Annotated in this window: 17 protein-coding genes and 1 pseudogene; 9 read left to right on the forward strand and 9 right to left on the reverse strand. The window is 32.6% G+C overall.

Annotation, left to right across the window (positions count from 1 at the left end):
• The first annotated feature begins 73 nt into the window (after window positions 1-73).
• From glnD to tdeA, 9 genes and pseudogenes are all read left to right on the forward strand, one after another.
• Window positions 74-2,635 carry a bifunctional uridylyltransferase/uridylyl-removing protein GlnD gene (gene glnD / locus U9966_RS05735; protein ID WP_306347086.1) on the forward strand — a complete coding sequence of 854 codons (2,562 nt, stop codon included), beginning with the start codon at window positions 74-76 and terminating at the stop codon, window positions 2,633-2,635.
• 274 nt (window positions 2,636-2,909) lie between these two features.
• The gene (locus U9966_RS05740; RefSeq protein ID WP_306347140.1) at window positions 2,910-3,059 is read left to right on the forward strand and encodes a DUF559 domain-containing protein; all 150 of its coding nucleotides are present in this window, start codon (window positions 2,910-2,912) and stop codon (window positions 3,057-3,059) included.
• Window positions 3,060-3,309: 250 nt separating this feature from the next.
• Window positions 3,310-3,598: pseudogene (locus U9966_RS05745) on the forward strand (endonuclease domain-containing protein).
• A 208-nt stretch (window positions 3,599-3,806) separates the two neighbouring features.
• Window positions 3,807-4,136: a DUF496 family protein gene (locus tag U9966_RS05750; RefSeq protein WP_306347087.1), complete on the forward strand. Its 330-nt coding sequence runs from the start codon at window positions 3,807-3,809 to the stop codon at window positions 4,134-4,136.
• A gap of 204 nt (window positions 4,137-4,340) precedes the next feature.
• Complete coding sequence (locus U9966_RS05755; RefSeq protein ID WP_306347088.1) at window positions 4,341-5,285, forward strand: cation diffusion facilitator family transporter; 945 nt, start codon at window positions 4,341-4,343, stop codon at window positions 5,283-5,285.
• The gene (locus tag U9966_RS05760; protein ID WP_306347089.1) at window positions 5,285-6,058 is read left to right on the forward strand and encodes a Zn-ribbon-containing protein; all 774 of its coding nucleotides are present in this window, start codon (window positions 5,285-5,287) and stop codon (window positions 6,056-6,058) included. The genes U9966_RS05755 and U9966_RS05760 overlap by 1 nt, the downstream gene beginning before the upstream one ends.
• Window positions 6,059-6,109: 51 nt before the next feature.
• On the forward strand, window positions 6,110-6,640 hold the full coding sequence (locus U9966_RS05765) for an inorganic diphosphatase (RefSeq protein WP_306347090.1): 531 nt from the start codon (window positions 6,110-6,112) through the stop codon (window positions 6,638-6,640).
• A gap of 152 nt (window positions 6,641-6,792) precedes the next feature.
• Window positions 6,793-7,719 (forward strand): tRNA 2-thiocytidine(32) synthetase TtcA, encoded by a 927-nt coding sequence (gene ttcA / locus U9966_RS05770; RefSeq protein ID WP_306347091.1) that lies wholly within the window; start codon window positions 6,793-6,795, stop codon window positions 7,717-7,719.
• A 382-nt stretch (window positions 7,720-8,101) separates the two neighbouring features.
• Window positions 8,102-9,496, forward strand: a complete 1,395-nt coding sequence (gene tdeA / locus U9966_RS05775) for a toxin/drug exporter TdeA (protein WP_306347092.1) — start codon at window positions 8,102-8,104, stop codon at window positions 9,494-9,496.
• Window positions 9,497-9,565: 69 nt separating this feature from the next.
• Here the strand turns inward: tdeA and U9966_RS05780 are convergent, their stop codons facing one another.
• The 9 genes from U9966_RS05780 to U9966_RS05820 form a co-directional block, all read right to left on the reverse strand.
• Window positions 9,566-9,775, reverse strand: coding sequence for a hypothetical protein (locus tag U9966_RS05780; protein WP_306347093.1), 210 nt, complete (start codon window positions 9,773-9,775; stop codon window positions 9,566-9,568).
• 19 nt (window positions 9,776-9,794) lie between these two features.
• A complete protein-coding gene (locus U9966_RS05785; RefSeq protein ID WP_306347094.1) occupies window positions 9,795-10,448 on the reverse strand; it encodes a HEPN domain-containing protein in 654 nt (217 codons plus the stop codon).
• 72 nt (window positions 10,449-10,520) lie between these two features.
• On the reverse strand, window positions 10,521-11,312 hold the full coding sequence (locus U9966_RS05790; protein WP_306347095.1) for a GTPase family protein: 792 nt from the start codon (window positions 11,310-11,312) through the stop codon (window positions 10,521-10,523).
• A 10-nt stretch (window positions 11,313-11,322) separates the two neighbouring features.
• Window positions 11,323-12,231, reverse strand: coding sequence for a GTPase family protein (locus tag U9966_RS05795; RefSeq protein WP_306347096.1), 909 nt, complete (start codon window positions 12,229-12,231; stop codon window positions 11,323-11,325).
• A gap of 135 nt (window positions 12,232-12,366) precedes the next feature.
• The gene (locus tag U9966_RS05800; RefSeq protein WP_306347097.1) at window positions 12,367-13,263 is read right to left on the reverse strand and encodes a helix-turn-helix transcriptional regulator; all 897 of its coding nucleotides are present in this window, start codon (window positions 13,261-13,263) and stop codon (window positions 12,367-12,369) included.
• A gap of 580 nt (window positions 13,264-13,843) precedes the next feature.
• On the reverse strand, window positions 13,844-14,557 hold the full coding sequence (deoD, locus tag U9966_RS05805) for a purine-nucleoside phosphorylase (protein ID WP_306347098.1): 714 nt from the start codon (window positions 14,555-14,557) through the stop codon (window positions 13,844-13,846).
• A gap of 78 nt (window positions 14,558-14,635) precedes the next feature.
• Window positions 14,636-15,409 (reverse strand): deoxyribose-phosphate aldolase, encoded by a 774-nt coding sequence (deoC, locus tag U9966_RS05810; protein ID WP_306347099.1) that lies wholly within the window; start codon window positions 15,407-15,409, stop codon window positions 14,636-14,638.
• 112 nt (window positions 15,410-15,521) lie between these two features.
• Complete coding sequence (locus U9966_RS05815) at window positions 15,522-16,790, reverse strand: NupC/NupG family nucleoside CNT transporter (protein ID WP_306347100.1); 1,269 nt, start codon at window positions 16,788-16,790, stop codon at window positions 15,522-15,524.
• Between the two features lie 150 nt (window positions 16,791-16,940).
• Window positions 16,941-19,373, reverse strand: coding sequence for a class I adenylate cyclase (locus tag U9966_RS05820; protein WP_306347101.1), 2,433 nt, complete (start codon window positions 19,371-19,373; stop codon window positions 16,941-16,943).
• Window positions 19,374-19,459: the final 86 nt, after the last annotated feature.

Below are 19,459 nucleotides of genomic sequence, written 5' to 3' on the forward strand. Positions count from 1 at the left end.
ATGCAAGGAGAGCCTTTATTTTATAAAAGAGTGTGATAAGGTATAAACAACTATTTTTAAATACATTAAAGCGATGAATTTAACTGAACTAAAACAACAACTAATAGAATTTAATCAAATTCAAAATAATGATTTTCCACAAGTGGATACGTTAAATCTTATTCATCAACGCAGTGACTTTTATGATCAGCGACTATTAGATATATGGCAATATTTTGGTTTTGATAAAAGAGAGGATCTCACTTTAATTGCAGTGGGAGGCTATGGTCGTCGTGAAATGTTTCCGTTGTCAGATTTAGATATTTTAGTTTTAGTAAAAGAGCCGTTAGACGAAGAAACTCAAACACAATTTAATGCTTTTTTTACCTTACTTTGGGATTTGAAATTACAAGTTGGTTCAGCCATTCGTACTTTTGATGAATGTATTGAAATGGGGAAAGCAGAAATTTCTATTGCAACCAATATGTTAGAGGGACGTTTTTTAACAGGAAATAGTCAAGATTTTTATGATCTACTAGAACGAATTCATCAAAATGATTTTTGGATAACAGAAGATTTTTTACGGGCTAAAATTACTGAAAAAACAGAACGTTATGCACGTTATCATAATACCAGCTATAACCTTGAACCCGATTTAAAACATAGTCCAGGTGGTTTGCGAGATTTACATTTATTAATGTGGGTAATGTTAAGACATTATGGCGTGTATTCCTTATCAGAACTTTTTGAACAACAATTATTATTTGCAGAAGAATATAGTGAATTAGAACAGGCACAAGCAGTCTTATTTAAAATGCGATTTGGCTTACATTTACAGCTAAAACGTTATGACAATCGTTTGAGATTTGACCGTCAATTAGTTTTAAGCCAACGATTGGGTTATCAAGGAGAAGGTAATCAACCTGTTGAAAAAATGATGCGAGAGTATTTTCAAGCAACACAATCCATTGTACAATTAAGTTATCTATTATTAAAAAATTTTGAGAAAGTAATCTTAAAGAAAGCAAAATTAAAAAGTGATAAAATTCAGTTAGACAACCATTTTTATTTACAAAACAACCTGATTTTTGGAACAAATAACTATCAATTTTTTGAAGATGAACCTCGTTCTATTTTAGATCTTTTTTACCATTTAACGCAGTATCCTAATGCAAAACCAAGTATATCCGCATTGCGTTATTTACGTCTTGCAATAGGAAAATTAACCACTCCACTTTGTGAATATTCTCAGTCTAGAGAGCGATTTATTTCACTTTTTTCACAACCAAATTGTATAGAACGAGCCATTAAACCAATGCACCATCTAGGAGTATTAAAAGCCTATTTACCACAGTGGAAAAATATCACAGGTTTAATGCAATTTAATATGCTGCATATTTATACTGTTGATGAACACACCATTCGAGTAATGCGAAAATTAGAGAAATTACTTGATCCAAATGAAACAAGTTATCCATTGTGTTCCGAACTATTTCGAGATTTTAAAGATCCGAGCGTACTTTATTTAGCCGCAATGTTTCACGATATTGCGAAAGGGCAGAGCGGTTGTCATAGCGAAAAAGGGGCAATGGAAGTTTACCAATTTGCAAAATTGCACAATTTAGATGATGAACAGACTAAACTAATGACGTGGCTTGTCGCAGAGCATCTAACAATGTCAATGACAGCACAGCGACGAGATATTTATGATCCACAAGTAATTTCAGAATTTGCAAAAACTGTTAAAAATCATACCGCTTTATCTGCGTTACTTTGTTTAACTTTTGCAGATATGTCTTCTACCAACAAAACCTTTTGGAATAAATGGAAAGAACAACTCTTTACACAACTTTATACTGCAACCAAAGAGCAAATAGAACGAGGAGAAGAGCAGTGTATCGATTATCAACAGTTAAGTTTGGTTAATCGACAACGTGTTGCCGAAAAACTCCCCGCTATCTATGATGAAATACAAATTAAACAGATCAATACTTTTTGGAATAGTTGTCCTGATAGCTATTTTATTCGCCATAATACAGAGCAACTAAATTGGCATATTCAAGGTTATTTACAGGCAGAAATGCAACTACCATTAATACTTGTTTCAAATATTAATCAGCAAAATATGACGCAATTATTCATACATTGTCAGGATATGCCCCATTTCTTTTCTACTGTCGCACAATTATTAACACAAAAGAAAATGACCATTTTAGAAGCACAAATTTTAACCAATAATCAATTGGTATTCGATAGTTTTGTGGTGGCAGAATATAATGGCGAACCATTGTCAGAAACGCGCCGTGAACAATTAAAAAATGCGTTATTTAACATATTAAATCAGCCGAAATTACGATTTAAATTGATTAAAAAACCAATTAAATTTCCCCCTTTTAAACATAAAACAAAAGTTAAATTTCTAGATAATACCCATTTAGAACAAACAGAATTTGAATTTAAAACGCTTGATCGAGAAGGGTTATTAGCTCATATTAGTGATATTTTCAATGAACTTAATTTACAACTTCTTAATGCCAAAATTACCACTATCGGTGAACGAGTAGAAGATTTTTTTGTTGTGGCGAATAGCGAAAACAAAGCCTTGTCAGAAGAGCAAAAAGCCTTACTAATGCAAAGACTTTTGGAAGAATTTTAAAAAATTGATAAATTCCCTCCTCCGCTTGCGGGGGAGGGATTTTGTATGGAGATATTTTTCTGTAAATTCCCTCCTCCGCTTGCGGGGGAGGGCTAGGGAGGGGGTAAAGTTTTGCGATCTCCATTCCAAAATTAAATTCAATTTCATACATTTCTTAATAAAAACTTTACAATTTTACCTTTCACTATTAAAGGGTAAAAAATGAGAAAAAAAGAATCTCCTCGTTTAAAACAATTTGCTAAAAAATTACGTAACGAAATGACATAAGAAGAATATTTACTTTGGCAAGAAATATGATAATAAACGAACTTCATTTTTAAAACAGCAAGGGTTTCAAGTAGTACGTTTTTGGAACTCTGAGGTTGTGTATGAAATGGATATGGTTCTAGAAATATTGTGGAATTTAACAACAACTGAAGAATGAAAACCTCCCCCCCCCCTCCTAGCCTCCCCCCGCAAGCGGAGGGAGGATTTTTTATGAGGATGTTTTTTTAAATTCCCACCTCTTAATCTTTCCTCGTAAGCGGGGGAGGGATTTTGTATGGAGATATTTTTCTGTAAATTCCCTCCTCCGCTTGCGGGGGAGGGCTAGGGAGGGGGCAAAATTTTACGATCTCCATTCCAAAACTAAATTCAACTTCATACATTTCTCAATAAAAAAATTACGTAACGAAATGACACAAGAAGAATATTTACTTTGGCAAGAAATAAGAAGGAGACAAATTAATGGAGTAAGGTTCTTAAGACAAAAAGTTATTGGGAATTATATTGTTGATTTTGTTTCATTAGAAAAGAAATTAATTATAGAGCTTGATGGAAGTCAACATTCAATATGATAATAAACGAACTTCATTTTTAAAACAGCAAGGGTTTCAAGTAGTACGTTTTTGGAACTCTGAGGTTGTGTATGAAATGGATATGGTTCTAGAAATATTGTGGAATTTAACAACAACTGAAGAATGAAAACCTTCCCCCCCTCCTAGCCTCCCCCCCGCAAGAGGAGGGAGGATTTTTTTTCAGAAGAGTGCTAGAGAGGTGAGGATTAAAAATATGCATTTGCAAAAATAATTATAAATAAGTATTAAAAATCCTTTGACGAAAGCAGTCAAAGGATTTAGGATTACCAGCAGTTTAGAATTTATTATTTTCAACTTACTCACAGGAGTTTATTATGGGAAAACATACACAATCTTTTCAAGATATGCTTGATTACGTTCATTTATATCGTTTAAAAAATAAATTATTACGAGAAACGGCAGAAAATGATCGTAGAATTCGAGATAACAGAAAACGAGTATTATTACTTGATAATCTAAATCAATATATTACGGATTCAATGACAATTGAGGAAATTCGAGCAATTATTGCAAATATGCGTGATGACTATGAAAGCCGTGTGGATGATATTACTATCCGTAATGCGGATCTTTCTAAAGAGCGTCGTATTATTCGTCAAAAAATGGCGGTTCACGCAGGTAAAAAGCAAACAAAAGAAAGTTAATTTAAAATAGATTAATTTTTAATACTGACTTGTTGAATATTAAAACATATTCAACAAGTCATTTTTGTTTATTTGGGTTTAAGAAATAGAGTCAACAAATTGTACCCCCACCCTAACCCTCCCCCGCGAGCGGAGGAGGGAATTATACTGCCTCCGTTTACGGAGGGAGGGCTAGGAGGAATATTAACTTAAAAAACTGTAAAGATGACAAAAAATAATCATAATGAAATAAATAGACAAGTTGCAGAGCAATATAAACTTTTAGTTAATCGTGCTACAACCTTTGCGGTAATTGTGGCAGGAATGTTGTTATTGTTAAAAGTGATAGTATGGTGGATTACTGGCTCGGTTTCTATTTTAGCTGCAATGACCGACTCTTTACTGGATGTGTTTGCGTCTGTCACTAATATATTAGTGCTACGCTTTGCGTTACGACCCGCTGATGATAATCATACATTTGGGCATAGTAAAGCTGAAGAATTAGCGGCTTTAGTACAAGGGGCTTTTATTACAGGTTCAGCACTATTTCTACTTTTACACGGTGTACAGCGTTTATATAATCCACAAGTTATTTATCAAACAGAGCTAGGGATTATCGTTAGTGTTATCTCTATTGTTTTAACTGGCGTCCTTGTATTATATCAACAAAAGGTGTTAAAAGTTGTAAATAGCCCTATTGTTCAGGCGGATATTCTTAATTATAAAACAGATATTTTAATGAATATTGCTATTCTTATTGCAATGGGATTATCTCTTTATGGCATTGTTTATGCTGATGCTCTATTTGCCATTGCGATTGCACTTTATATTATGATTAATGCAATTAAAGTGGCATGGCAAGCAATACAAATGTTGTTAGATCAAGCCTTACCTGAAGAAGAAATTAATAAAATCAAGGATATTGCAGAACATCATCCTGATGTATTGAGTATTCACGATATAAAAACTCGTCAAGCTGGGGCGGTTCGTTTTATTCAATTACATATGGAATTAGATGATCATCTTTCCCTTGTGAAAGCACACGAAATTACGGATAGTTTAGAGAAAAAATTATTACGTGCTTTTCCGCTTTCAGAAGTTATTCTTCATCAAGAACCAACATCTGTTGTTGAGGTTGAAATGCAACAAATGAAGGAACAGAAAAAATAATGTATCAAGCTATTGCAAAATTTAGTTATCCTTATTTTGATGAAAACTTTACGTCATTGATTTTTAAAATTGTGAATCAATGGCGAGAAAATGGACAAATGATTGGGCGAGAAGCGGGGATCACCCATTTTCAGTGTATTGATGAAGCCTTTTTTCAAGTGAATTTATCGATACCTCGTCAAGATAGTTTAATGGCAAAATATAATAGTGATGAAGTGAATAAAGCCTTATCTCAAGCGGATAGTTATGGTGTAAAATTTGCAAGTTTTGAATTAGTTGGAAAAGATTATCGAGCAGATGTCACCAGCTATCAAATTGAAGGACAATTTTTACTTTTATACACAACGCATTTAGATTCTTGCTCACCGGTCTTTAATGGTGCTGATTTTTTACCTTTGCCTCTCTATGAAATTACACAATCAAATCAACCTTTTTCTGCGGATATTTTAAAATGGCAAGAAGATTGGCAGGCTTGTGATCAATTACAAATGAATGGTTCAACTCTTGAACAATCTGCATTACAACAAATTTCCGATCATACAAGTGAATTGGCACAACAAGGAAGAACACTTTGTCAAAGAATAGAACAAATAACCCAAACACCCACGTACTATTATTTATACCGTTTAGGGAAAGATGAAGATATTGAACATAACCGAAAATGCCCAAATTGTAATGAAGAATGGAAATTAAATGAACCAATGCACAGTATTTTTTATTTTAAGTGTGATAAATGCCGTTTGATTTCTAATTTGAGTTGGGAAGTTTTGTAATAGCTGTTATAATTGAACAACTTTTCTAATCATTTTTTAAGGATAATTTTTATGGCAGATTTTAATAAAATTTTAGATGCTGGCGATGTAAACAGCGGTATTATTAACGTAGTAAATGAAATTCCAGCGGGTAGTAATCATAAAATTGAGTGGAACAGAGAGCTTGCTTGCTTTCAGTTAGATCGTGTTGAACCAATCATTTTTGCAAAACCAACTAACTACGGTTTTATTCCACAAACCTTAGATGAAGATGGTGATGAATTAGATGTGTTATTAGTTACTGAACAACCATTAGCAACAGGGGTTTTCTTAGAAGCACGTGTTATTGGTGTAATGAAATTTGTGGATGATGATGAAGTGGATGATAAAATCGTTTGTGTACCCGCAGATGATCGTAACAACGGTAATGCGTACAAAACATTATCAGATTTACCAAAACAGCTCATTTCACAAATTGAATTCCATTTTAATCACTATAAAGACCTTAAAAAAGCAGGGACAACCAAAGTAACAACTTGGGGTGGTGCAGAAGAAGCGAAAAAAGTGATTAAAGAAGCCATTCAGCGTTGGAAAGATAAATAAAAAAATAGTTTTTTATGTTAGTAATATAAGGAGTACAAGCGGTCAGTTTGTACTCTTTTTTTACAAAATTTATTTTCTCGGATTATAATACGAGATATCTTGGATTTTCTCGGACTATAATCCGAGAAGTTTTATTTTTAAATAGAAAAACAATGAATAACGAATTAAACAAAAAACAAACCTATAATTTTAATAAATTACAAAAACGCCTTCGCCGTAATGTGGGAAATGCAATCGCCGATTTTAATATGATTGAAGAGGGCGATAGAGTAATGGTATGTCTATCCGGTGGGAAAGATAGCTATACCTTGCTAGATATTTTATTAAATCTTCGCATTAATGCACCGATCCATTTTGATATTATCGCAGTGAATTTAGATCAAAAACAGCCTGACTTTCCTGAACATATTTTACCTGAGTATTTAGAGGGTATCGGAGTAGAATATAAAATTGTACAAGAAGATACTTACGGTATTGTGAAAGAAAAAATTCCAGAGGGTAAAACCACGTGTTCCCTTTGTTCTCGTTTACGTCGAGGCATTTTATATCGCACAGCAACAGAGTTAGGGGCAACAAAAATCGCATTAGGACATCATCGTGATGATATGTTAGAAACTTTGTTTCTAAATATGTTTTATGGCGGAAAAATGAAGTCTATGCCACCTAAATTAATGAGTGATGATGGTAAGCAAATTGTTATTCGTCCATTGGCTTATTGCAAAGAAAAAGACATTATTAAGTATTCTGATGCAAAACAGTTTCCTATTATTCCGTGTAACTTATGTGGTTCACAACCTAATTTACAACGTCAAGTTATAAAAGAAATGCTACAAACTTGGGATCGTCAATATCCAGGTCGAATTGAAACAATGTTTAGTGCCTTGCAAAATATTACACCCTCGCATTTGTGTGATACTTCATTGTTTGATTTTAAAGGGATTAAACACGGCGTAAAATTAGAGGGCATTGAAGGGGATATGGCGTTTGATAAAGAAGATGTTGTTACACCTATTTTTAATGAAGATGATGTTGAGCAGTATGTAGAAAGTGGTCTAATTCAATTTAAAGCGGTTTCTTAAGGGTTTTAGAATATTATTCAATAAGCTATAAAAATGGATTGTAGGGTGCGGATTAATAAACGTAGTTTGTGTATATCCGCCCGTTGCTCGATATCAAATTCTCACAACACATTATTAGACATAAATATAGCGGGTAGATCAAATTGAAAATTTACAAATTTAATTTTTTACGTGGATGCAGGGCATACCCTACCTCTATAATATATTTATATATCAATGAGTTATGCGATAAGTTGACAAAGCATAGCGAGTAGATTAAAGCACAAATTTACACTGTTCAACACTACTGTGAACGTTCGTTCATTTTTCACTAGCCCTTTAAGTCATATTTGTTTAGAATATGCTTTAATTATTTTTAAATACGCTATTTAAAGGACAGATGATGAAAATATCCAAAATCACATTGAGCTTATTTGTTGCCGTTGCAATCACAGGTTGTGCGAATAAAATGAGCCAAGATGGTAGTCTTGAACAAGTTCAAAAAAATTATAACAGTTATAAAGAGATCGTAAAGCAGTATAAAATTGATACTCAATGGTGGCTTGGATATCAAGATTCGCAATTAAATCAATTAATTGAAACAGCTTTAGCTAATAATAAAAATTTGGCAAAAAGTGCAATTTTAGTTAATAAAGCCCTTTATAACGCAAACCTATTGGGAGCAAATTTAGTCCCTACTTTTAGTGCAACAGGGCAGTCTTCAGCCGTAAAAGGAGCAGGGCATTCTGCGAAAAATCCACGCTCAACAGGTACTTCTGTGGTGACACATAGTGCAAATCTCAATTTAAGTTATACCCTCGACCTATGGCAACGTTTATCAAACAGTGCCAGTGCGGCGGAGTGGGAAAAAAATGCAACAGCGGAAGATTTAGAAGCAACACGTTTGGCTTTAATTAATGCTGTGATTAACACATACTACAACTTAGCGTATTTTAATGAAGCCATTCATATTACTCAGCAAAGTATTAATAATTATACTAAAATCAGTCGAGTAATGAATAATAAATACAAATCAGGAATGATCACACAACTTAATGTTGATCAATCAATGCAAGCGGTCTTACAAGCGAGAAACAGTTTAATTAATTTACAAACAGCACAAAAAACTGCTGAACAAACACTGCGTAATTTATTGAATTTAAAACCAAATGACAGCATTCCTGTTACATATCCAAATTTATTAAAAGTGAAATTACAAGAAGTGAACACCGATGTACCTGTTTCAACTATTGCAAACCGTCCTGATCTAAAATCTGCTTTATTCCGTTTACAAAGCGGTTTTAAAAGCCTACAAGCAACGGAAAACAGTTGGTATCCAACCCTCAGTTTAGGGGCGAGTTTATCTGGTTCAGCTCCATTGGTGGGCGATATTGCAAATAACCAGCTACTAGGTGGTACGTTATCTTTTAATTTACCTTTCTTAGATTGGAATAGAGTGAAGTTAAACATCAAAATTTCAGAACAAAATTATAAATTAGCGAAGCTAAATTATGAACAAATTGGTACTAAAGCACTAAATGAAATTAGTACCTATTACTATACTTATAAGCAATCGAAAAAAAGTTTGAGCAATCTGAAAAAGACCTATTTCTACAACAAGAGAATTAGTCGCTACTATCAAAACCGCTATAAAGAGGGTGTCTCTGAACTACGAGATTGGTTAAATGCAATCAATACTGAAAATGGTTCAAAACTGGCAATTATTCAAGCCAAATATAATACCCTACAATATGAAAACCTTGTTTATCAGGCAATGGCAGGAAAGTATAGTAAGTAGTTGATTTTTAAGCGGTATGATCTTTTTATTTTTTGCAAAATAAAGTCATACCGTTTTTGATTGGTATTTTTATAAAAACTCGTTACCTTTATATGTTTTTAATACTTTCAAATAAGTTTTCTCAATCCAAGATAAACTAGAAAGTGGTTTCAAAGATAAATGAGAATTACACTTCGGACAATCTCGTATAAACAAACAATCAGATACGATAATATTCTTATTTTTCCAACCACATTTATTACAATATTGCAGATGTGGTTGTCCTGTTAGTAATGACATTTTTATTCCCTATTTAATACTACTTAACCACAGGATAAAACGGTTTACCCCAATCAATTTCATTATGATTTTTCATCATAATATCTAACATAGCTGGAATAAGTAACGACAAAATTGTACAGCCCTCTTTTAATTGCTCACGATTAACCGAACTATTAAATGTTGCCCCTCCGTGTATAATTTGGTTACGTAGTGTATATAAACGGCTAAACATTACATCTAAAATAACAGATGTTTTCTGATTTTCTAATGCTGAAAAAAATCTTTCACGCTCTTTGGTTTCTTCCTTGATATATTCATTTTCTGTCATTTTTCCATTATGAAAATCCCAAAATGGCTGAAACACAAATTTATTGTCTAACCATAAACGGATAGATTGTGTAAATTCTTTCCATACCAAATTATAAATTACGTTGTCATTATCACAGCTACAAATACGTAATAAAAACTCATTAAAACTGATACGATCTTTGATACCAAAATCTTTAATTTCTCTTGCATAAGCAGAATTAAATGCAATCCAAAGAGTAATAAATTTAGTATCTAAATCTTCACTGTTTTCAGCTTTTTTTAGCCAACTTAATGCACGATGAATACGTAAACAAAAATGATCAGAATAATGCTGTTGTTCACGATTTTGTTTAAATTGTTGTTCTAGATTCATTATATTCATTACTACTCCTTAATACGATATAGAAAAATTCTCCAAAGTTTAAGCTAATTTTTGGGATTTATATGATAATGATTATAAAAAGGAATTAAGTTCCTCCAGTATCTTATTTGTATCCTCTTCCAAAAAAGCAAAAATCATTTTCTGCATCTCAGTATTTGTATTAATCTCATATTTCATCATAGCCCAATTTTCAGAAACAGAGATATTATTAGTTACATTTGAATCTTGTACTATTTTAAATAAAATCTGATCAAAAATCTTATCAAAATTGTATCGTTGATAAGAAGAACCATCGTAATAATGAGCAATCGGAATTATTTTATCTTCATAAAACTCGCTGAATATTCTATACAAATTACGATTGATATTTTCTTGTTGACTAGTTGATGGTTCAAAAGAATAGTTGTTCCATTCTCTCTTAGGCTCAGTTTTATCTGTTTGACTTAAAACAAGAAGCAGTTTATTGCTGTGTACTTGTAAACAATCATTATAAAAATTTTCATCTTCAAATAATGCACGATCATCTATCTTAATTAACCAAATAATTAAATCTAAATCATCAAGATGTTCTTTGTATAAATTTTTATATTTTTGATCCCATTTTTCATTTTCAGCAATTCCAGGAAAATCAATTAAATTAATTCTTGTAGAGTAAAGTTGTGAATTGATAGTTTGTATTTCTCTAGTACAGCCTCCAACAGAACCTGTTTTGCAAACAGGTTTACTGATTAACGCATTAATAAGAGATGATTTACCTGCACCTGACTTTCCCATTATACCAATATTAAAATAAGGCTTTGAGTAATACTTTGTTACATTTGCTAAGTAAGACTTTAAGTCTGTTGATTTAATCGAATTTTGCATAATATTTGTCCTAGCCGAAGAACCAATCCCAAACTGCTTCTGCTTTTTCAGCAACCCATTCTTTGGCTGCTCTTGCCACTGTTTTTACAGGTGTTGGCACAGGGATATAGTCAATGACAACATCAATAATATCTTCAACAACAGAGCGGAAGCCACTTTTCGCATCTTTTTTAGCTTCTGTTGAAACATTCTTTTTATCAATACTTGATAATAAACTACTTTTAGCTTCTTTTGGCACTTGTTTAATAATACGAGAAATTAGGGTTTCTATATTGTAACGATCAAACTTGTTTTCATAATAATCACAAGCAACAGGAATAACTAAATTAGGGGAAACATCAAAATCGATTTCAATTCGGCGTTTATTCTCATCAATAATTTTTAATTGTTGCTCACTTGGTTGATAAGCATCATAATTCCATCCCCTCGATGGTTCCGCTTTATCAACTTGACTTAATACAAATAAAATTTGCTCTTTTTTATAATATTTCGTTAGCCAATTATAAAATTGTTCATCATTTACATTTGCACGATCATCCACTTTAATTACCCATAAAATGATATCTAAATCTTTTAAACGATCAGCATACATTTGAGTATATTCACTGTTTCTATGGTTATTCTCTGCAACACCAGGAAAATCAACAAATTTTAATTCTCGATTTCCAACAGGAACAATGATTTCTTTATCTTCTCTTGTACAACCTGCAGCTCCACTAGTTTCACAAATTTTTTGTCCTACAATGGAGTTAATTAGTGATGACTTTCCTGCACCCGATTTCCCCATTATTCCAATAGTGGGAGTATAATAAATGGTTTCTTCTAGTTTTGATTTTATTGCTTCTTGAAATTCACTAGGTAAGCTTTCTAATAATTTATCCAGCGTTTCATTAATTTGACTTTTGTTTAATTGGGACATAGTTATTGCTCCTTTGATAAGTTAATAAAATTAGTTCTTTTTTGTAATCAGTTTGATTGTTGTCTTTTGATTGAAATTCAATCTTGTTAAATATTTTTGATTTTTAATTTGTAATTTAATTGTTATCAAATTCTCCTAAATACTTTCTGCAATATATTGCTGTAATTTCTTAACCATTTCAGTTTGTAGTTCAGCTGGGCTAATGATGGTTAAGTGAGGAATCCAATATTGCACAATGGGTACAATATCTAGGGAATGCACATTTTTGCACGCTAGTAATAATTCGCCGTTTTCCAATTTACGCACTAATTCTTGATTGGGTAATAATTTGCGTCTTGTAAAATAAGGGGCGGCAAAGGCGGATACTTGCACGACCACTTCGGATAATTGATTACCAAATGAAATACTGTCATTCTTTTTAATTTCATTTAATAATTGATTATTTGGTGTGAATGTATTATTTAGCCGTTGTAACGCGGTGATTTGAGTAAAACAGAATGTTTTTTGTTTGTCGTGATCGGTACCAATTAAATACCACACGCCATTTTTATTGATTAAGCTATAAGGGGCAATTTGGTAAAATTTGTTCTCGATCTGACCGCTTGGATGACGTTTTGTGTATTTAAAACTCACAAAATGATGATTATCAATGGCTTGTTTCAGTAAATTAAACTCTTTTTCAAGATGATTGATTTGTTCATATTGAAAGCCTTTAATTTGTACACTTTGGGTTAATTTTTCTTGAAAAAAATCACGATCAATTTTAGGAAATAGGTTAGAAATACTGGCAAATAATGAAAAACGGTCAATATCTTCATCACTTAAAAATCCCATTTTATTACGGTTAATTTTATAATAACCATTGCCATATTCTTCCCATTCTAAGAAACTTAAGCGTTCAAAATCTCGCTGAATAGTACGAGATGTTATATCAAATTCACTCGCTAGGTCATCAATATTAAGACGCTTACCTTGATTAAGGTAAACAAGTATTCGACTAATTCTTCGTGCTAATTTTTCTGTTTTATTCATAATATAATCACTATGTTGTGAATCAATGAAGATAATTTAACAAAGGCGAATAACCTAATCACGTCAGGTTGTGTCGCATTGAAAAATTTTTCAAAATAACCCAATAAATGAAAAATAATGTATTGACAATAAACAGTATTATATGTTACCCCCCCCCCCCCCCCCCCCCCCCCCCCCCCGCACGATGTCAAGGGTTTTTTGTTTAAAAATCAGTAGATTAGAGATCAAGATCACACTTTTATTAAAAAAATTATCTGGAAGTACCTATTTGTTTATTAGATAATCAAGAGGTATAAAAATGAACACGTTGTTTTGTTTTTTTTGAAAATTTAGAAGGCTATTTATAGAAGTAGGGGAGAATAATGCTATCATTCAAAATTATGAATAAGCAAATATGATTATTTTTAATTGAAAGCAACTGGTGGGTCAGATTAAATAAGGGGTGAACTTATTTTGAAGCAGTTGGATTATTTATTTCTTTTTAAGAAAAGTGGGGCAAAGCATTACAATGTAAGGCTTTTTCCCACTTTTTACCAACTATTTTGTTTACTATACCTTATTATAAATATGAAATAAAAAATTAGTCGTCTAATAAAACTGACTCTAATGCAATTTCAATCATATCATTAAAGGTTAATTGGCGTTCTTCTGCCGTAGTTTGTTCACCTGTGCGAATATGGTCTGAAACTGTGCAAATCGATAATGCTTTTGCTCCGAATTCTGCAGCCACACCATAGATACCTGCCGCTTCCATTTCAACACCTAAAATGCCATATTTTTCCATTACATCAAACATTTCAAAATCTGGGGTATAGAAAAGATCAGCAGAGAAAAGGTTACCAACACGAACGTTAACACCTTTGGCTTTAGCGGTTTGAATTGCTGCTACTGTCATATCAAAATCTGCAATCGCAGCGAAATCGTGATCTTTAAAACGTATACGGTTTACTTTTGAATCGGTACAAGCACCCATTCCAATAATAACATCGCGTAATTTCACATCTTCACGTACTGCACCACAAGAACCAACACGGATAATTTTTTTTACTCCGTATTCTGTGATTAATTCTTTAGTATAAATTGAACAAGATGGAATACCCATTCCGTGTCCCATTACAGAGATTTTACGTCCTTTGTAAGTTCCCGTATAACCAAGCATATTACGAACATTGGTTACTTCTTTTGCATCTTGTAAGAAAGTTTCTGCAATATATTTAGCACGAAGTGGATCACCCGGCATTAATACTACATCTGCAAATGCACCTTCTGGTGCGTTAATATGTGGAGTTGCCATTTTATTTTCCTCATTTAGTTTGTAATAAAAAGTTTAAGCGGTATGATTTCATTATAAATTTACAAAATTATTTTGTAATTAATAACCTGTCACCGATTGCTCTTCTGTTCCATTTAATGTTGCTAATAAATTAACCAATAAACTTGATGCACCAAAACGGAAGTGAGTTGAATTTACCCAATCTTTACCCAAAATATCTGCCGCTAATGATAAATATTGTTCAGCTTCTGCGGTTGTTTTTACACCACCAGCCGCTTTAAAACCGACTTTATCTGCCACATTTAAATCACGAATAACTTCTAACATAATTCTTGCAGATTCTAAGGTTGCATTCACGGGTACTTTACCCGTTGATGTTTTAATAAAATCTGCCCCTGCATTGATTGCAATTTCACTTGCTTTACGAATAAGTTGTTCTGTTTTTAATTCGCCTGTTTCGATGATAACTTTCAATAAAACATTCGCCTGCTTACATACAGCTTTACATTGTTTGACTAATTCAAAGCCAATTTGTTCATTACCTGAGATTAATGCTTTATATGGAAATACGACATCCACTTCATCAGCACCATAAGTGATTGCGGCTTTAGTTTCTGTTACTGCAATGTTAACATCATCATTACCATGAGGGAAATTAGTCACTGTTGCCACTTTTACGTCTAAACCTAATGCTTTTAATGTTTTATGTGCTACAGGTATAAAGCGTGGATAAATACAAACAGCAGCAGGACTACCAAATTCTGTTTTTGCTTGATGACATAATGTCATCACTTTTTCATCTGTATCATTATCATTTAAAGTAGTTAAATCCATTAAAGATAATGCTTGCTTTGCCACTTCTTTTTGAGACATTTTATTTTCCTTACTTTCACTAAAAATAAAAAACGCAATCGTTTTTTCAATTCCTAAAATACCAACACCACTGACTAGCAGTGGTGTTGATGTTAATTATGCAAACGCCTAATTAAGCAATGATTGCACCACCAAGTCCGATAAATAGACCTGCGATTGTTGCACTCATTAAGTTAGATAATGACCCAGCTAATACTGCTCTCATACCTAAGCGAGCGATGTCACTACGACGATTTGGTGCCATTGTACCAATACCACCGATTAGAATCGCGATTGAACTGAAGTTTGCAAAACCACATAATGCAAAGGTGATAATTGCTTGAGTTTTATCAGTTAATACTTGTGGAGTTTCAGGACCAATATATTTAAGGAATTCTAAATAACCCACAAATTCATTTACAACTAATTTAATACCAATCATTTCACCAGCGACTGCTGCTTCATTCCAAGGCACACCAATTACCCAAGCTAATGGTTTAAACACATAACCAAAGATCAAGTTTAATGAAAGCTCAGGATAGCCAATCCAGCCACCAATACCACCTAAAAGACCATTGATTAACGCGATTAACGCAACAAATGCGATTAACATTGCACCCACGTTAGCAGCAAGTCCTAAACCTGTGCTTGCACCAGAAGCAGCTGCTTCTAATACGTTTGCAGGTTTTTCTAGATCAACTGCTTCTAACTCATCTTGGAATTTCTCTGTTTGAGGAAGAATAATTTTAGCAAATAGTAATCCACCTGGTGCAGCCATAAATGACGCAGCGATTAAGTAAGTTAGTGGAACACCCATTCCAGCATATGCAGCCATTACCGCACCAGCGATTGAGGCTGTACCGCCACTCATAACGGCAAACAATTCTGATTCTGTCATTTTGTTAACGAATGGTTTAACCACTAATGGTGCTTCTGTTTGACCAACGAAGATGTTTGCTGCTGCTGACATTGATTCTGCTTTTGAAGTACCTAATGCTTTTTGTAATAAACCACCTAGTAGTTTGATCACGATTTGCATCACACCCACATAATAAAGTACTGAAATTAATGCAGAGAAGAATACGATTGTTGGAAGTACACGGAATGCGAAAATAAAACCGCCACCGCCAAATACTTCAAACATCTTACCTGATACTAAACCACCAAATAAGAATTTAATCCCTTCGTTACCATAATCAATAACGTGTTGTACACCAGTTGCAGTAGCTCCTAGTGCGTCGCGTCCAGCTGGTACATAAAGAATTAATGCTCCTAAACCAATTTGAATTGCCAATGCACCAAAAACGGTACGATAATTAATTGCTTTTTTATTATTGGAAAATACGAAAGCAATTGCTAAAAGGACAAAAATCCCTAACAAGCTGTTTAATAAACCATTCATAGATAAGACCTCATTAAGTTAAATTAAAAGTGTGTAAATTTTACTGAGTTTTTTATAAAAAATCTCAAAATATATTCAAAAATGTGAACTTTCTCACATTTATAAATAAACGTTATTCCAACAATACGATATGATAATTATTTTACAAGATTATGCAATACTTTCAAACAGTTCAATATGTTTTTTTCCCTCCTTTTCAATAAACTGATAAAACTGGGGAAAATTAAAGCTGAGTTTTTGTGCTTTTTTTTCTGCAAAAGTGGCATTAATTAGTTTCACTTTTTTATCTTTATTTCCCTTACAGTTTAAATAACAATCTAAATGATTTTTTTCATCTAAAATATAAACATTAAAGGTAGTTTCTGTTTGATCTTCAAAAAAGAATTGGGTAAAACCCTCAATCGCAAACTCTCCAATTTCTTTAGGGAGCAAATGTTTTTTTAATAAATGCTCTTTTTCTGTAAATTTTTGAGATAATCCTACCGCTTGTTCTGATTCTACTTCAATATTTTCAAATAAAAACTGCCATTTTTGATTAGAAATCTCAGAACGCATTAATAGTTGTTTTTGATAATTAACACCAGTTTGTATAACAATACAACGGTTAACCAAAGTACTAATTAAAGATTGTAATTGTTGATTAAAATGTCGAGAATAACAAAATACATTTAATGAATGAGGTGCAAAAGTACTTTGGTAAAGTTTGTTAGATAAAAGCTTTAATGCATCTAAAACGGCATTTTCACCCTCAAAATACTCTGTTCTAATTTCACTCCACATATTACGATAAATTAACCCAATGCTACCTACAACCTTTTGTTGAGAATATCCTAAATTAAATAATTCTTTTGATGAAGGTTTAAATGACATCTCATTCATTTCTTTTGTCGGATCTTTGGTTAAATTAACGACTACCACTAAATGTTGTATTTCATTAGGATGATGCCACGCTTCACTACTTGGTAAAGGCACTCTAATAGGTATATTTAAACGAATATCCGCAATAAATTGACGTAACTGAACTAAATTAACGGTTTTACTAATAATATGTAAATCCGTTTTAGGGGTAATCAATCCATTAAAATACGCCCAAGAAATCAGTTGAATAAGATAAGGAAAATGTTGTACATAACGAGAATTAGAATCGTACATAATTTTAGGGGGATGATTCAGTAAATACCATCCTTTTTTAGGTGCTTTCGCTTCCACAAAAGTGAGGGCATCCTCCGCTAAATTCCATTTTATTTTATTATTTAATAATGTCACTTTTCCTGGTAAAACTTCAAATGTGGAATATAGCTGACGGACTAATATGTCGCTATCTTGAGAAAGAATAGTAGGGGTAATATTTTGTTGTCTCACAAAGTTAACCAATTTATGGTAACTTTGCATAAAAATACCAACCAATGTTTGTTGGTGCAAAATTGCTTGTTTAACTTTCCACTCTGTTCGACAAGATAATTCTTTCACCTGTTCTGGAGACCATTGCCATTTTGAAATCAATTCCTGTAATTGATTTAAACGCCAACTACCATTATTTTGTGGTATTCCTTCTGTCACCTTAATATAAAAACAGCGACGAATGTTTTCAAGACGTTCAAATTCTTGTTCTTTAGTTAAATAGGCAGTAACTTGCTCAAGTATTGCTAAATAAGGGTCAAAATGATAATCCGAACGTTTATCTTGCAATAACATTTTTTTGAATTGTTTAGAAATTAAATTTGTTTCAGGATAGGTTTTTGTATAACTTTCTAGCAATAAAATTTTGATAGCTGATTTATAAGGAGAATTAATACTTTTATAAAGTTGCCATAAACTCGCACCAAAAAACTCATCAATAGAAAGCGCTGAAAAATCCCCAAAATCTAACCATTCATCAAGATCTACTCCATCGGAAATAAGTTGTTCAATGGCTTCTTGATAAGATTGCCCTTCTTCTTTTAAAAGATGAAGCCACAATAGTCTTTTTCCTGTAAGACGAATAGCGGAACGATAAAATTCATCTAACAAAAAAAAGTGTTGTGCTGAACCACTATTCTCTTTGGTTACTTTATTATAATAAAATTGTTTTTTAAATTGATTAGGATTCATTAAATAAAAATGAATTTCTACATTGAATTTATTTGCCCATTCTTGAATTAAACTAAACTTACTTTCGATTAATGATTGCTGTTGTAAATTAAAATATTTTTCACTACATACCCAAATATCTAAATCAGAAGTAGGGGTTTGTGAAATTGATCCTGTACTTCCCATTGCATACACAGCATCAAAACTTGGTTCATCCACTTCCAACAATGTATCATCATAAATATTTTTGGTTAAAAATTGTTTTTGATAAGAGGTCAATGAAAATTGCCAAATTCCTTTTGGTGCAGAGGGTACATAAGCGGGTAACTTCGGATGATTACAATGAATAAGTAAGGTAAGTAACTGGAAAACGTGCTGAAAATCAGTATTATTTGTGGTTGCAGTAAGCGTACGCTCTATCCGTAATTCATCAAGTGCATTAACTCTCTGTATCGCAATATCTATTTGCGAAATACTCGAATAATCTTGAGATTGTAGATTTAATTGAGGCACAGTTCACTCCATAAAAAACTGTGATCAATGTATCATTTTTTGAAAAAAAGTAAAGTTTTAGATGAAGTATTTTCCATTTTTATCGG

The organism is Pasteurella atlantica (assembly GCF_963693435.1).
Taxonomy (GTDB): domain Bacteria; phylum Pseudomonadota; class Gammaproteobacteria; order Enterobacterales; family Pasteurellaceae; genus Phocoenobacter; species Phocoenobacter atlanticus.

Coding starts and splice junctions, on each gene's coding strand:
- U9966_RS05815 (WP_306347100.1), bottom strand. CDS start 16,790: ATGAATGGTTTATTAAACAGCTTGTTAGGGATTTTTGTCCTTTTAGCA.
- glnD (WP_306347086.1), top strand. CDS start 74: ATGAATTTAACTGAACTAAAACAACAACTAATAGAATTTAATCAAATT.
- U9966_RS05785 (WP_306347094.1), bottom strand. CDS start 10,448: ATGAATATAATGAATCTAGAACAACAATTTAAACAAAATCGTGAACAA.
- U9966_RS05755 (WP_306347088.1), top strand. CDS start 4,341: ATGACAAAAAATAATCATAATGAAATAAATAGACAAGTTGCAGAGCAA.
- deoD (WP_306347098.1), bottom strand. CDS start 14,557: ATGGCAACTCCACATATTAACGCACCAGAAGGTGCATTTGCAGATGTA.
- U9966_RS05780 (WP_306347093.1), bottom strand. CDS start 9,775: ATGTCATTACTAACAGGACAACCACATCTGCAATATTGTAATAAATGT.
- U9966_RS05750 (WP_306347087.1), top strand. CDS start 3,807: ATGGGAAAACATACACAATCTTTTCAAGATATGCTTGATTACGTTCAT.
- tdeA (WP_306347092.1), top strand. CDS start 8,102: ATGAAAATATCCAAAATCACATTGAGCTTATTTGTTGCCGTTGCAATC.
- ttcA (WP_306347091.1), top strand. CDS start 6,793: ATGAATAACGAATTAAACAAAAAACAAACCTATAATTTTAATAAATTA.
- deoC (WP_306347099.1), bottom strand. CDS start 15,409: ATGTCTCAAAAAGAAGTGGCAAAGCAAGCATTATCTTTAATGGATTTA.
- U9966_RS05765 (WP_306347090.1), top strand. CDS start 6,110: ATGGCAGATTTTAATAAAATTTTAGATGCTGGCGATGTAAACAGCGGT.
- U9966_RS05800 (WP_306347097.1), bottom strand. CDS start 13,263: ATGAATAAAACAGAAAAATTAGCACGAAGAATTAGTCGAATACTTGTT.
- U9966_RS05790 (WP_306347095.1), bottom strand. CDS start 11,312: ATGCAAAATTCGATTAAATCAACAGACTTAAAGTCTTACTTAGCAAAT.
- U9966_RS05760 (WP_306347089.1), top strand. CDS start 5,285: ATGTATCAAGCTATTGCAAAATTTAGTTATCCTTATTTTGATGAAAAC.
- U9966_RS05795 (WP_306347096.1), bottom strand. CDS start 12,231: ATGTCCCAATTAAACAAAAGTCAAATTAATGAAACGCTGGATAAATTA.